The 14,329-nt window shown below is 44.5% G+C and carries 11 protein-coding genes; 2 read left to right on the top strand and 9 right to left on the bottom strand.

Annotated elements, in window-relative coordinates:
* Positions 1-77 precede the first annotated feature (77 nt).
* From tatA to KXD93_RS24915, 7 genes are all read right to left on the bottom strand, one after another.
* A complete protein-coding gene (gene tatA, locus KXD93_RS24945) occupies positions 78-257 on the bottom strand; it encodes a twin-arginine translocase TatA/TatE family subunit (protein ID WP_258140182.1) in 180 nt (59 codons plus the stop codon).
* Between the two features lie 313 nt (positions 258-570).
* Positions 571-3,810: a type I restriction endonuclease subunit R gene (locus tag KXD93_RS24940; protein WP_258140180.1), complete on the bottom strand. Its 3,240-nt coding sequence runs from the start codon at positions 3,808-3,810 to the stop codon at positions 571-573.
* A 10-nt stretch (positions 3,811-3,820) separates the two neighbouring features.
* Entirely contained in the window at positions 3,821-4,105 is a 285-nt protein-coding gene (locus KXD93_RS24935; protein ID WP_258140179.1) for a hypothetical protein, read from the bottom strand.
* A 31-nt stretch (positions 4,106-4,136) separates the two neighbouring features.
* Complete coding sequence (locus KXD93_RS24930) at positions 4,137-5,618, bottom strand: restriction endonuclease subunit S (RefSeq protein WP_258140178.1); 1,482 nt, start codon at positions 5,616-5,618, stop codon at positions 4,137-4,139.
* Positions 5,615-6,049 carry a nucleotidyltransferase substrate binding protein gene (locus tag KXD93_RS24925; protein ID WP_258140176.1) on the bottom strand — a complete coding sequence of 145 codons (435 nt, stop codon included), beginning with the start codon at positions 6,047-6,049 and terminating at the stop codon, positions 5,615-5,617. The genes KXD93_RS24930 and KXD93_RS24925 overlap by 4 nt, the downstream gene beginning before the upstream one ends.
* Positions 6,039-6,302, bottom strand: coding sequence for a hypothetical protein (locus KXD93_RS24920; protein WP_258140174.1), 264 nt, complete (start codon positions 6,300-6,302; stop codon positions 6,039-6,041). Before KXD93_RS24920 ends, KXD93_RS24925 begins: the two co-directional genes overlap by 11 nt.
* Before the next feature lie 6 nt (positions 6,303-6,308).
* Positions 6,309-7,898, bottom strand: a complete 1,590-nt coding sequence (locus tag KXD93_RS24915; protein ID WP_258140172.1) for a type I restriction-modification system subunit M — start codon at positions 7,896-7,898, stop codon at positions 6,309-6,311.
* Positions 7,899-8,331: 433 nt separating this feature from the next.
* On the opposite strand from KXD93_RS24915, the gene KXD93_RS24910 reads away from it, so the two are divergent.
* Positions 8,332-8,940: a hypothetical protein gene (locus KXD93_RS24910; protein ID WP_258140171.1), complete on the top strand. Its 609-nt coding sequence runs from the start codon at positions 8,332-8,334 to the stop codon at positions 8,938-8,940.
* A 1,149-nt stretch (positions 8,941-10,089) separates the two neighbouring features.
* On the opposite strand, the gene KXD93_RS24905 is transcribed toward KXD93_RS24910, so the two are convergent.
* The gene (locus KXD93_RS24905) at positions 10,090-12,054 is read right to left on the bottom strand and encodes a M56 family metallopeptidase (RefSeq protein ID WP_258140170.1); all 1,965 of its coding nucleotides are present in this window, start codon (positions 12,052-12,054) and stop codon (positions 10,090-10,092) included.
* A gap of 25 nt (positions 12,055-12,079) precedes the next feature.
* Positions 12,080-12,478 (bottom strand): BlaI/MecI/CopY family transcriptional regulator, encoded by a 399-nt coding sequence (locus tag KXD93_RS24900; RefSeq protein ID WP_258140169.1) that lies wholly within the window; start codon positions 12,476-12,478, stop codon positions 12,080-12,082.
* 247 nt (positions 12,479-12,725) lie between these two features.
* Between KXD93_RS24900 and KXD93_RS24895 the strand changes: the two genes are divergently transcribed.
* On the top strand, positions 12,726-14,243 hold the full coding sequence (locus KXD93_RS24895; RefSeq protein WP_258140168.1) for a S10 family peptidase: 1,518 nt from the start codon (positions 12,726-12,728) through the stop codon (positions 14,241-14,243).
* Positions 14,244-14,329 lie beyond the last annotated feature (86 nt).

Below are 14,329 nucleotides of genomic sequence, written 5' to 3'. Positions count from 1 at the left end.
TCAGAATGACAAATCGCTTGGTTAAACAATCTTCCGAACACCGATGAAGATAACACCAACAAAGGCGCAAATGTCCATTAAACTCTCGGCCTATCCGAAGCAGTAGTAGCAGCCTGTTCTGGTTCGCCGTTTTGCGAATCTTTAAATTCCTTCATGCCTTTGCCTATCCCCTTCATCATTTCCGGAATTTTTTTACCGCCAAACAATATCAAAATAGCTATAATAATCAAAATGATTTCCGGTACGCCTAATCCCATGGTAGTATGTTTTTAAAGTGTGTGTTAGTGAACTACGTGGAATATTGGGTAATGGTTTTAATTATAGGGAATTAAGTTTTTTGCTATTGTGGGGTATTGACTTGCATTGGGTTGGATCAGGTTGATTGAGTTGAGCAGGTTTTGGGAGGGGATCTGGGCGTTTCCCCGCCGGTAGAAGCGAGGGCCGCGCTTTCTGCTCATACGGCTGCAGGCCTTAGGCGCAATTGCTGCAAACCATTAACCCACTGCAAGGCGACTGCTTACTGCCAACTACAAACTGCCAACTGATTTAGGCCGGTATCCGCGGCAATCGCTAACGCGGAAGATTGGTAAAAAGTTCCGCCATTTGCTCTGCCTGCTTCAACACCGTTTCAATTGCCTTTGCCTGCTTATCCGGTGGGTAGCCCCATTTGGTAAGGGTGCGTTTTACTATTACCATTAGTTTGGCCCTTGCGCTTTCACGAATGGTCCAGTCAATGGTAGCGTTGGCTCTTACTTTATCCGTTATTTCCCTGGCAATTTCTTTTAATTGGTCGTCGCCCAAAACCTGTACGGCACTGTCGTTTATTTCCAGGGCATTATAAAATGCTACTTCATCTTTTGTTAAGCCAAGCAATTCGCCTTCGGCATCCGCTTTTTTAATTTCTTTGGCGACGTTGATCAGCTCCTGGATAATTTCGGCGGTTGATAACAGGTTATTTTGATATTTCTTTATTGCCCCTTCCAGCATTTCCAGCAGCTTTTTACTTTTTACAAGGTTGGTTTTTGAGCGGGTTTTTATTTCATCATTCAGCAGCTTTTTCAAAAGTTCCAAAGCTAAATTCTGATGCTTCATTCCCTTTACTTCCATCAGGAACTCGTCCGAAAGCACTTCAAGCCCGGTTATCTCCGGCTTATCAAGCCCGGCGGCTTCAAAAATGTCAATTACCCTGTCTGAGCTTATGGCCTGGTCAACTATCTGCTTAATGGTAGTTTCTATTTCAATGTCCGACCGGCCTGTTCCCGTTCCTTCAAATTTTACCAGCCGGGCTTTTACCGCCTGAAAAAACGCAACATCATCTTTTATCAACATGGCGCTTTCATCCGGAATAGACAAAGCAAATGCCTGACTTAATAAGGTAACTTCGCGTATAAACCTTTCCTTCCCATCTTTTAACCCTAAAATATGTTCTTCGGCTTGTAATATGATCGACATTCTTTCCTGTGCCGATACATGGAAAAACCTGCGGTAATTAAACTTAAAGCTGTTTTTATAATAGGCTTCCGGCTCCTCCACTAAAATATCGTTTTGGGTACGGGCTTCTTCGTTAAAAAACTGCTGCACCACTTCCATCTTTTCTTCCATTAAGTTGATGGCCTGTGTAATGTCTAATGTTGGCTCACCTTTACCACCCGCAGCAGAGTAAAAGGACAACGCCTTTTTCAGATCGGTAGCTATCCCCAAATAGTCAACCACCAAACCGCCCGGTTTATCTTTAAAAACACGGTTAACCCGGGCAATAGCCTGCATTAAGCCGTGCCCTTTCATGGGCTTGTCAATATAAAGCGTGTGCAGGCAGGGGGCGTCAAATCCGGTTAGCCACATATCGCAAACTATAACCAGTTGCATCGGGTCGGCAGGGTCTTTCATCCTTTCGGCTAAATCCCTGCGCTGTTGTTTTGATGTATTGTGCCTTTGCAGCTCAGGGCCATCGGCGCTGTTTGAGGTCATTACCACTTTTATAGCGCCATTGCTCAAATCATCACTATGCCAATCCGGTTTTAAGGCGATAATTTCTTTGTATAGGTTGGCGGCAATCCGGCGGCTTATGGCCACTACCATTGCCTTACCGTCGAAAACTGTTTGGCGCTGTTCAAAATGGCTTACAATATCCTTCGCCAGGTTTTTAACCCGGCCGGCATTACCTACAATAGCTTCCAGCTTTGTCCAGCGGGCTTTGGCCTTTTGCGATTCTGAAATTTCCTCGTCCCTGTCCAGTTCCTCATCAAATTCCTCTATCAACCGCTTGCCTTCCTCGTCCAGGTTTATTTTAGCTAACCGGCTTTCGTAATAAATGCGAACTGTCGCGCCATCGGCAACCGCCTGGGCTATATCATAAACGTCAACATACTGGCCGAATACCTGCGGCGTGTTTATATCGGTGCCCTCAATGGGCGTACCTGTAAAACCGATATAAGTAGCGTTTGGCAGGGCATCGCGCATGTATTTGGCAAAGCCATAAGCAATGCGCTCGCCAATTTTTTCTTTGGTTTCTTTATCTTTTACCTGTTTTACCGACGCTTCAAAGCCATATTGGGTACGGTGGGCTTCATCGGCTATTACTACTATATTTCTGCGTTCCGAAAGCTGCTCATATATCGAGCCCTGGTTTTCGGGCATAAATTTCTGTATCGTGGCAAACACAATGCCTCCGCTGGCTACTTTCAGCAAGTGTTTTATTTCTTCCCTGTTACCTGCCTTTACCGGGTCTTGCCTTAGTAATTGCCTGCAATCGGCAAACGTATCAAACAGCTGCTCATCTAGGTCATTACGATCGGTAATAACTAAAATAGTTGGGTTTTGCATTTCGGGAGCAGTAATCAGCTTGCCCGAATAAAAAACCATACTTAAACTTTTGCCCGAGCCCTGCGTATGCCAAACTACCCCGCCTTTTTTATCGCCCTTAATGCCCGATGCGGTAATGGTTGATTCAACTGCTTTGTTTACCGCATAATACTGGTGGTAGGCTGCTAATTTTTTTACGGTTTCTATTTGGGTGATGCCGGCCGCGTCAACTTTTTTTGTTTTTTCGAATACAATAAAGTTGCGCACCATATCCAAAAGCACAGCCGGGTTCATCAACCCTTTCAGCAAAATTTCCAATTGCGGACTAAAACGCGATGCTTCCTTTTTACCGTCTGATGTTTTCCAGGCCATATAACGCGTAAAGCCTGCTGATACACTACCTGCTTTGCACTCATGCCCGTCGGATATAACACAAATAGCATTGTATGTAAATAAGGTCGGGATAGTGGCCTTGTACGTTTCAATTTGATTAAAAGCGCTCTGCATTTTGGCTTTTTCATCAACCGGGTTTTTCAGTTCGATAACTACCAGCGGAATGCCGTTTACAAAAAGCAATACATCAGGGCGTTTGTTCTGGTTCCTTTCAACTATGGTGTATTGGTTTATTACGCTGAACTCGTTGTTGAAAACGTTTTCAAAATCAACAAGGGCAACTTCATAGCTGCGCTCAAAGCCGTCTTTTTGATAGGGGATTTTCACCTTTTCTACTAGTAGCCTGTGAAAGTTTTCGTTGTTGTGCAGCAGCTCCGGCGAATAAATGCGCAGCACCTTTTGTACGGCCTGTTCCTGTGCATCATGCGGAATGTCCGGGTTTAATACCGAAACCGCCTTGCGCAAACGCGCGGTTAAAATAACCTGCTCAAAACTTTCACGCTCCGCCAGCTCCGCACCAGGCGCTATAGCAATCCCCGGCACATAGGCCCAGCCAATCTCTCGCAGGGTTTCAATGGCGAAAGTTTCTATATGGCTTTCGGTGATGGGTTTCATTAAGCCGAAATTACAATTTTGAATCCAAATCTTCTACCCGCTTTTCATGAGTATTTATGTTATCAACAGCCCTTAATATTTCACTTGTCCAAATACTTTCATTAGGCAACTGAAACCAAAGTGGGTTACCACCCTGGCTTGGGTATCCAATTTCTTCATTATTCCCGTTCCATCGCATAGCAAGGCGTTTAGACTTATCGTCTTCCCAAACGCCATAAGCTACCGAAAAACCATCATTGTTATAAATAATGGTGTGAACGTGAAATTTGGCCGGGGTTACATCTTCTGGTTTCATATAATTTGGTTTAGGTTATAAAGGTGTGTATTTATCCCGGCATTTTTACCCTTACTTCTCCGCTCATTAACTTAGGTAATAAGGTATCGCGCATTTTGGTGAGCGATTGGATTTGGGTTTGGTTAGATTCAATTTTTTTAAAATATGATTCAATTTTTTTTTCAAACTGAAAAAGATCAGTTTCGGGTGGTATTTTAATTTTATGTTCAGTAAATGTATTAGTAGTTATAGTATCGAAAACGCTACCATATGCTGCTGCCTGCAATTCTTCTACACTATGGGCAATTAATAAATATGTAAAGAAAAACAGTCCTCCTAATTTTGGTTGAATACCGTAATTAGACTGACTGAATGCCATCGGTTCAGATAGAAGACAATACTTTCCTACTGTTCCACGTGCAGAAATTATTGTTGAATATTTTTCTATAATTTTTGCTGAACTATTTTTTAAACCCGATTCAGTTATTGATTTTTCAGTGTTACTTATAAAGCCTTTGTGATTTGGAGTAATGTCTCTTGCTGAGATCCATTTTATATTGCCATCCCAATATTCCGGATTCTCTGTTTTGGGAGTACCGCCCCCAATAAGCTTAATTACATCAATCAATCGCTTTTCTTCCCAATCTTCTTCCGCTTCCTCCACAAACCATTGCCTAAAAAGCGTTTCAGCAAGTTGTTCAAGTGTTTTATTTTGGCGGTGAAGGAGGTCTATTTTATTATCAAGGCTGAGTAAAATAGAAGTTATTTTATTTTGCTCTTTAAATGAGGGTAGCGTAAGTATTAGCCCTTTTAAAGAGGAAAGATTAAGCGTTGGCTGAACCGTGTCGTTAGTATTGCCATACATTTGAAACGCTAAATCATCTGTTTTAAATGCATATTTTATATATTCTGTATCAAATCCTTGCTTAATTCTCGCCACACTAATTGCCCGTGCAACATTCCAGCCCTTTAAAGCAGCAGGCACAATGGCACATTCACCAACACTGCCGACTACTGTAATTAAAAGTTCGCCACCTATAAGCCGAGTACGTAAAAACTTTTCTTCAATAGTAGCTGATACTTTCATGATTTCATCCGTGATGATTTTTCCATTCTTCAAGTTATTCCCCCGGATAATTGGAACTGAATTTATCTCAGTATGTGTTCCTGGTTGTACAATTCCGTATGAAATACTTTCATCTAATAATAATTCTGAAAATTTATATTCTTTCCACCTACTATAAAACTCCACCCCAACCCTGTCAATATGTTCAATTAAAGCAGGCTCTTTTATCTCGTTATAATCCAGCAGGTCAATTTTATGGGTTATGCCTTTATCCTCAAAAGCCACGCTCATTTTTAAAATATCGTCCAGCGTTAGGCCATAGCCTTTTATGGCAATATCAATGTCAGAATCGGCACGGAAATTCCCTTTGGCGCGCGAGCCAAAAATATAGGCTTTATCCACCTTTGGGTGGGCCTCAAAAACCTCGGTGAGCTTTTCAATTACGCTATCATCCAATCCAAATCTCATCCGTTCTTCTCCTGGTTTATTTTTTCTATTTGTAAGCGGGTTTCCAACTGCACAAACAAACCGTAGTATTGCGCTACAATATTGGCTGCAATTTCATCGGCTGTTTCTTCATCATAAGTATGAGATGACAGCTCGCGCGATTTTTTTAATTCCTTCCAGCCTTCCCGGTCCGTAATAAAACCATCAGCGAAAGCCTGATCGAGTATAATGGTAGGGCCGCCATTATCATTCGGCCTTTTAAGTTCTCTCAAAATATCCTGCAGGGTTTTCCAGGCCAAATCATAAGTAAACTCAAAAGCCTGAATCATGCCTTGTTCTTCCAAATCAGACAGCGGGCGCTCTATGCTTAGCTCCACGGCAAAAGCAAGCCGTTTTAATGCTTTCCGGAAATTATTAAAACGTTGGATCCAGCGGATGTCTTTATTTTCCATTTATAGGTTGAGTGCTTGTCCAATTCAAATGTATGTGTTCCCCATTGTCTACTACTTTAAAGCCAAGGCTTTTTTTCTTTATAACCTCACTTCCCTTAAACTTAAATGTCTTTTGAAATGGTTTGCTTTCATGGGTAACATTAACTATCAAAGTATCCGATGCCGTGATTTTATTAATATCTACTCTATAAAATTCAGAGGTTTTTAACCTGGTCGACGGCCTGATAGTTCGTCTTTTGATAATTTCGTTCATAGCTATTTACCTGATAATTATTTTGGCAAGATTTTCTGCTATTTGTTTATTCAATTCAGCCTCCTCAGCTATCTGCGCTTCCAGTTCCGCTTTTAATGCGGTAAAACGCTCGGCAAAATCAAAATCATCTTCCTCATCAGCAAGACCAACATACCTGCCTGGAGTTAATACATAATTTAATTCCCGTACTTTTTCTATGGTGGCTACTTTACAAAAACCGGCAACGTCCTCATAATTGCCATCAGGGTTGCGGTAATTATGGTAAGTGCCTGCAATTAAGGCTATGTCAGCATCGCTCAGGTCACGGTTTTTGCGGTTCACCAAAAAGCCCATATTGCGGGCGTCCATAAACAAAATTTCGTTTTCACGCTTCCGGAAGCCGCCATTGGTTTTATTGCGCGACAAAAACCACAAACAAGCCGGGATCTGCGTATTTAAAAACAATTTGGTGGGCAGGTTTACAATGCAATCCACCAGTCCGTTTTCAATCAAAGCTTTCCTGATATCGCCCTCCCCGGTGGTATTGGTAGTTAATGAGCCTTTTGACAGCACAAAACCCGCCTGCCCCGTTGGCGCCAAATGATACAGAAAGTGCTGGATCCATGCATAATTGGCATTGCCGGTTGGCGGCACCAGTCTTTCGCCTAAAACCGTCCAGCGGGCATCATCCCGTAAAAGTTCGCCGCTCCAGTCACTGTCGTTAAACGGCGGGTTGGCAATAATAAAATCTGCCTTCAAATCCTTATGGGCATCATTTAAAAAGCTGCCTTCATTGTTCCATTTTACATTGCTGCTGTCAATCCCCCGGATAGACAAATTCATTTTAGCCAGCCGCCAGGTGGTTTGGTTGCTTTCCTGGCCGTAAATGGAAATGCGGTCGCTTGGGTTTAATGCCAGGCCGGTTTTGCCGTTCTTTTTATAATGATCCTGGTGGCTTTCAATAAATTTTTCGCTTTGCACAAACATGCCGCCGCTGCCGCAACAGGGGTCAAATACCCGTCCCTCATACGGTTCAAGCATTTCAACCAGTAGCTTTACCACGCTGCCCGGGGTATAAAACTGCCCTCCCTTTTTGCCTTCGGCTAAAGCAAATTCGCCCAAAAAATATTCAAAAACCTTACCCAGCAGATCCTTGCTCTGCGCTTCTTTTGTGCCTAATGTAGCCGAGCCAACCAAATTAACCAAACCACCAAGACTGGCTTTATCCAGTTTTTCCTGCGCAAATACTTTTGGCAAAACGCCGCGTAATGATGGATTGTCCTTTTCAATGGCGTCCATCGCATCGTCAATGTCCTTTCCTATGGTTGGCTGTGTGGCCCGCCCCTGTATATGATTCCACCGGGCTATTACCGGCACAAAAAATACTTTTTCGGCTATGTATTCATTTTTATCTTCCGCGTCTGCACCTTCGCTAACCTGATTAACCAATTGCTGGTGCAGCTCAATAAAGGCATCAGAAATATATTTAAGAAAGATCAGGCCTAAAACTACGTGCTTATATTCAGCCGCATCCATGTTTTTGCGGAGCTTGTCGGCTGCCTTCCAAAGCTTTTTCTCTAAAGGTTCTTCCTGTTCTGTCTTTGCTGTTTTAGCCATTATTGTTGCTTAGGTACTATAAAGTAATTAAGGTGCTAATTTATGTTTTATATTAATAGGTCTATCCTGCTATCGCAAGCTTTTTCCCGCTGCCGCCCCTGCACTGCAAGCGTTTTTTTCCGCTGCCGCATAGCGTCCCGCTTGTGGCCCGCGTTTAGGTAGCCACGCTGCTATGGCGTGTTGCACTTTCGGGAGAAATATGGAATTTAGAGCCCTAATGCCTATCTGCGCGTTGCTTATCAGCGGGCCACAAGCGGGGACGCTATGCGGCAGCGGGGGAAAGATCGGTGCGATGAATTTTATTTATCCGGACGGGAGGGTGGAGAGATTAAACAGAAATTGAAGCCAACGCAAATCTGCCATATGCAACCTCCGCATAAACGAAAATTATATCTTTGGTGTTATAATTTTATCATTTACAAGGCAGGCTAATATGTCGACGGAACAACAATTCTGGGATTGGTTTATAAAGAACGAAGGCAAATATTTTTTTCTCTGCCAGGTGGATGATGCTGATGAAAGAGAAAGGCTTTTGGATGATTTCCTGGAACATTTACACCGCTATTGCGACAAATTGTTCTTTGAAATTGGGGGTCACCCCGATGAAAAACAGGACCTGATTATTTCAGCCGAAGGAAACACCGATTTTTTTGATGCGGTTGAATCGCTTGTAAAAGCAGCCCCGCAAGTGGAACGCTGGAATATAATAGCCTTTAAACCTGTAATGGACGATTTTGTCACCGAATATAACGGCATCAGGCTTAATCCCAAAGAAATGTATTTTATCCCGCTCAGCAATAAAGCATCCACGCAACTTGGGGTAAGAATATATGCAGAGGGATATGACCCCAACCTCAAAACGGAGTTTTTAACCGCTGCTTATTTAGCTTTGGATTGCTTATTAGGAGAGAAGTCCTGTGCGTTGGATATAGGCTATGTGGAGGTGAAAAGCCTGCCTTCAGTTCCCGAAAGAGACGAGTTAATTGAGTTTACCAAACTCCGCCGGTACGTGGAATGGCACAAGAACAAATACGGGCTATAGTATTTGCGCCCTTGCTGGAGTTGTCTCTAACAAGCTGTATCCGGTTTGTGCTTCCATAAAACCGCCTGCAAATCGCAGGCCTCATCGCCTTGTTTTTTAAAGGCATTCATGAGCTCCTAAAGTCGGTTCCCTCCCTTGGGAGGGTGTAGGGAGGGGTTTCTACACCAAGCTTTTACGCTTGATTATGCATTCATGAGCTCCTAAAGTCGGTTCCCTCCCTTGGGAGGGTGTAGGGAGGGGTTTCTACACCAAGCTTTTACGCTTGATTATCAGTAGTATTCTAGTTCGAGAAACCCCACCCTTCCCCGCCCCGAGGCGGGAATCGCACAAGGCCTCGGCTTGCATGATTTCTTCTGAACACCGATAGTGTTGTCACCAACAAAGGCGTGAGAGATGTGAAAGTGTAAACTCAAAACAGGAACAAGCAATAAAAGGGTAAACTATTCCGGGCAAAACCAGTAAAATTTAATCGCCCCAAAAATGAAACGCGCTTATAATCAGGATGTTTCATAGCGTTCCACGTGTTCCATGTGCAAAAATGGAACGCTTTGCAGCGGTTTTTTGCGCCCTTGTTGGAGTTGTCTCCAACAAGCAGTATTTGGTTTGTGCTTCCATAAAACCGCCTGTAAATCACAAGCCTCATCGCCTTGTTTTTTAAGGCATTCATGAGCTCCTAAAGTCGGTTCCCTCCCTTGGGAGGGTGTAGGGAGGGGTTTCTACACCAAGCTTTTACGCTTGATTATGCATTCATGAGCTCCTAAAGTCGGTTCCCTCCCTTGGGAGGGTGTAGGGAGGGGTTTCTACACCAAGCTTTTACGCTTGATTATCAATGGTATCCTAGTTCGAGAAACCCCACCCTTCCCCGCCCCGAGGCGGGAATCGCACATGGCCACGGCTTGCATGATTTCTTCCGAACACCGATGGTGACAACACTAACAAAGGCGTGAGAAACGGGAAAGTGTAAACTCAAAACAGGAACAAGCAATAAAAGTGTAAGCTATTCCGGGCAAAACCATTAAGTTTTAGTCGGCGCAAAAATGAAACATGCTTATAATCAGCATGTTTCATAGTGTTCCACGTGTTCCATGTGCAAAAATGGAACGCTTTGCCTGGCCGGCAGCAATATAAAAAGAGGGGAAAGGGCGTAAATTACTTATGGTTGCTGTAACTCCAGCTCACCTTGTCGCCCGGATGTGTTACATACAATTTCAGGATCTCCTGATGAATGTTCTCGGGTTGTTTTACGCCATTTACCTTCAGCTCATCATTGCTTATCGAAATGTCCAGGTTGTTTTTATCGTTGATTATCCCCTTTTGGATCAGCTTATCGGTCATCTTGTTATATACAACATCTGAGTCTAAACTTTTAGGGCCTACAGGAGCTACGGGGGCTACCATTGCTACCACGGCAGGCCGGTCCGGAGCCGCAGGTACGGCGGGGCTTGCTACCATGGCAACCACAGGAGTTGGCGGCACAGGTGCGGCGGGACCGGTCATTGCAATCCTGGGGGCTGCCGGTGCAGTTAAGGCGGGACCGGTCATTGCAATCATGGGAGCCGGCGGCGCAGGCGCAGCAGGTCCGGTCATTGCCATGGCTTTTGGCACACGCGGTGCACGTACCGCACCCAATGTTGGCGGAGTAGCTATTACCGCGCCGGTCGGCGGTGCCGGGGCAACCGGTGGTACCGGAGGGGTCTTACCCAGCTTTTTAAATTCATTCATCAGGTCGTCAACCTTTGCACTGTATTTATCTATTTGCGCAGCTTCGCCATTAACATACAGCCTTGTTGCTTTATTATGGCTGATCATCAGCTGGTATAGTTCTCCGTTGCGTTTAACCAGGAACATGTCGTACCCGTCCCAGTTTTTACGGTCGCGCATCCTGATGGTTGTACCCTCCGAAATTTCCGAAGGCTTGTAAACCTTCACATGCATGTTTTGAGTAGTGTCAATTTTTCCAAGGTCCACTTTTGTGTTAACCTTTACCTTTGCGTCGACTTTTACGTCAACAACCGGGCTAACCACTATCGCAGGTTGTTGAACCTGGTTAACCTTAGCAGCTTTTTTAACTGTATCCTTTGCCGAGAATGCCACTGTGAACAACCCGGCAGTTACCAAACCAATGGTAAGCAATGTTTTTTCCATGATATTTAATGATTGATTATGATTGTTAACTATTCGCTTCACCCTGTTCAGCAGGGTGTTTTTGTTGTTGGCCAGCGCTATGCTTAAGCCCGGCGCCTGGTATTCCTGGCAGCTCAGCAGCGCCTGGATGTAGTTCGATTTATTGCCCGCCTGCCCGAGTGCTATGTCGTCACAGCAGTTTTCGCGTTCTGCTTTTATCAATTGCGAGATCCATATTACCGCCGGGTTAAAAAAGAACACGATCTCCATAAAGCTTTGCAGCAAATTCACCAGGTAGTCGCGCCGGCGGATGTGCGCCAGCTCGTGGACCAGGATAGCTTCCACCTCATCCGAAGAAAGTGCGTTTATAAAACCTATCGGGATCAAAATCACGGGTTTTAAATGTCCTATCACCATTGGCACCTTTGCAATCCCCGATTCCAGCAAGCTTACTGCCTGTTTTATTTTAAGCTGATTGGCTAATTGGGAAATCCGATTATCCCAATAATCGCTTACAGAATAAATTTTTGAATGTTTTAGCCGGTAAACCTCGTAGCCGCCAACCGCCAGCTTAATACTTTTTATGCAGATGATCAGGAACCAGATTAAAACGATGGTATCGCTATGTGTGTTCAGGAACCCTGTGACCAGGTCGGCAGGGCTTTGTTTTACGTCGGCATTAATTATAGGCGATACTGCATTTTGGTTAGCCGGCGCGCTTATCATCGCACCGCCCTTGTAAATTACCGAATGGCTTTGCAAGGGCTGCAACTGCATAATAAACGTAACTGCAACACCACAGGTAAACAGCACCATTGCACCTAAAAGCAGGTTATAACGCAGGGCAGCGCTTAGTCTTTTGGTAAAAACAATGATCAACCCGCCTGCAACAGCCAGCAGGATCCCCTGCCAAAGCGAGTGCATTAATGTATTACCCAATGCCTTTATAAGCTGATCGGTTAAAAGGCTGCCTGTGGTTGATAGTGTCATATCGGTACGTTTTAAAATCCGGTTATTATTCGTTGTCCAGTTTATTCAGTAATTCCTTTATTGCTTTTATGTCTTCCTTCGATGCCTGGTTGTTGCCCAAAAGTTGCATTACCAGGGTGCCAGCCGAGCCTTTATACATGGCATCCACAAACTTATTCAGCAGGTGATTTTTTGTTAACTGCTCGTCCTCAATTACTATGTACACGTGCTTCATCTGGCTTTCATCGCGCTTCAGGATCTCCTTTTCAACCATTATCTGCATCAGCTTTAAGGTTGATGTGTAATTAACATCCTTGCTCTCGTTCAGCTTATCGTTCACAAATCTTACTGTCGACGGGCCATGTTCCCAAAGCACCTGCAGGATCTCCAGTTCTGATTTTGTAGGATCGAATTTGCGGCTGTTGTTTTCCTGTTCTGAATTCATATTACAAACATAGGAATATTTTCGTACGAAACAAGCGCTATGTCTATTTTTTTTAATTTATTTTTTGCGGCCCTTATTTGTTATAATCTTTTTACATAATAGCTTGTGCGCCTCGCCTATAAAAATTGCAAAAGCTGTTGGAAAAGTTTAGTATTGTAATTAGTAGCTGTCCGGTATTTTGCTGGCTGTTCTGTTATTTATAATAGCGGGGTCGTTATCCCGTTCCCGGCTTTTCAAAATCATCAACATGAATAAATACCTTACCCTAATTACGTCCGTTTGCTGCTTTGCCGGTATAACCTTCGCGCAAGCCCAGGACGCACCTAAAAACACAAACCCTATAACCAAAAGCCGCATTTTATCGGTGGATTCTGCCGTGGTTACCAAGCACCAGGTAACCATAAAAGGCAAGGTTGTTCCGTACACGGCCACCGCAGGCAGCATGCCGATATGGGACGAAGACGGTCGCCCGATAGCCGGTGTTTTTTATACTTATTACGAGCGTGACGATGTTACGGACCGCAGCACCCGCCCGCTGGTGATCTCGTTTAACGGTGGACCGGGCACACCATCTGTATGGATGGAAATTGGCTATACCGGCCCGCGCCTGCTTAATATCGACAGTGAAGGCTATCCTATTCAACCTTACGGTATTGGTGAAAATAAAAACTCGATTCTTGATGTTGCCGACATTGTTTACCTCGATCCGGTAAATACCGGTTATTCACGTATCGTAAATAAAGGCACACCGGGATCTAAATTTTTTGGCGTGAACGAGGATATTCACTACCTGGCTGAGTGGATAAATACATTTGTTACACGCAAAAACCGCTGGGCATCGCCTAAGTTTTTGATTGGCGAAAGCTATGGCACTACCCGTGCCGCCGGTTTGGCGCTCGAGCTGCAAAACTCACAGTGGATGTACCTGAACGGCGTGATCCTGGTATCACCAACTGATCTGGGTATTGAGCGCAGCGGCCCTGTACAGGCAGCATTGAAATTGCCATATTTTGCCGCCACTGCCTGGTACCATGGGATGCTGGCTGCCGATATTCAGCAAAAAGATCTAACTGCCTTTTTGCCCGAGGTTGAAAACTTCACGATTAATGAGCTGATTCCCGCTCTATCGCGCGGTGGCTTTATTGATGATGCACAACGCAAAACCATAGCCGCAAAAATGGCACGGTATAGTGGTATTTCTGAAAAGGTATACCTGGACAACAACCTTGATGTTTCTTACGATCTCTTCTGGAAGGAACTGCTGCGCGAAAAGGGCTTTACCGTTGGCCGCCTCGATTCGCGCTATAAGGGAATTGACCGCCAGGCCGGCGGCACCAGCCCGGATTATAATGCCGAGCTGACCGCATGGCTTCACGCTTTCACCCCGGCAATCAACATTTACCTGCGCGATGAGCTGAATTACAAAACCGACCTGAAATATAACATGTTTGGCAACGTATGGCCATGGGACGATAAAAACAACCACACCGGCGAGGACCTGCGTTCGGCTATCGCACAAAACCCATATTTGCATTTGCTGATCCAATCAGGGTATTATGATGGCGCCTGCGATTATTTCAACGCCAAATACAGCCTTTGGCAGCTGGACCCAAGCGGACGTCTTAAAGATCGTTTAAAATGGGAAGGCTACAAAAGCGGCCACATGATGTACCTGCGCAAGGACGATGTTATTAGCGCTGCCGAAAGCCTGAGAAACTTTATAAAGGAATCAACACCTAAGCCGGGAACACCTGCTAAGTATTAGTTAGTCCTGAGTCTTAAGGTCGAAGTCTTGAGTGCCGGGTTTGCGTTACAGCAGACTCGGCACCCAAGACTTTTTACTTTGAACTC

The organism is Mucilaginibacter phenanthrenivorans (genome assembly GCF_024721155.1).
Taxonomy (GTDB): Bacteria; Bacteroidota; Bacteroidia; order Sphingobacteriales; family Sphingobacteriaceae; genus Mucilaginibacter; species Mucilaginibacter phenanthrenivorans.
Note: the sequence above shows the minus strand (reverse complement) of the source record. Positions and strands in the feature narration are given on the sequence as shown.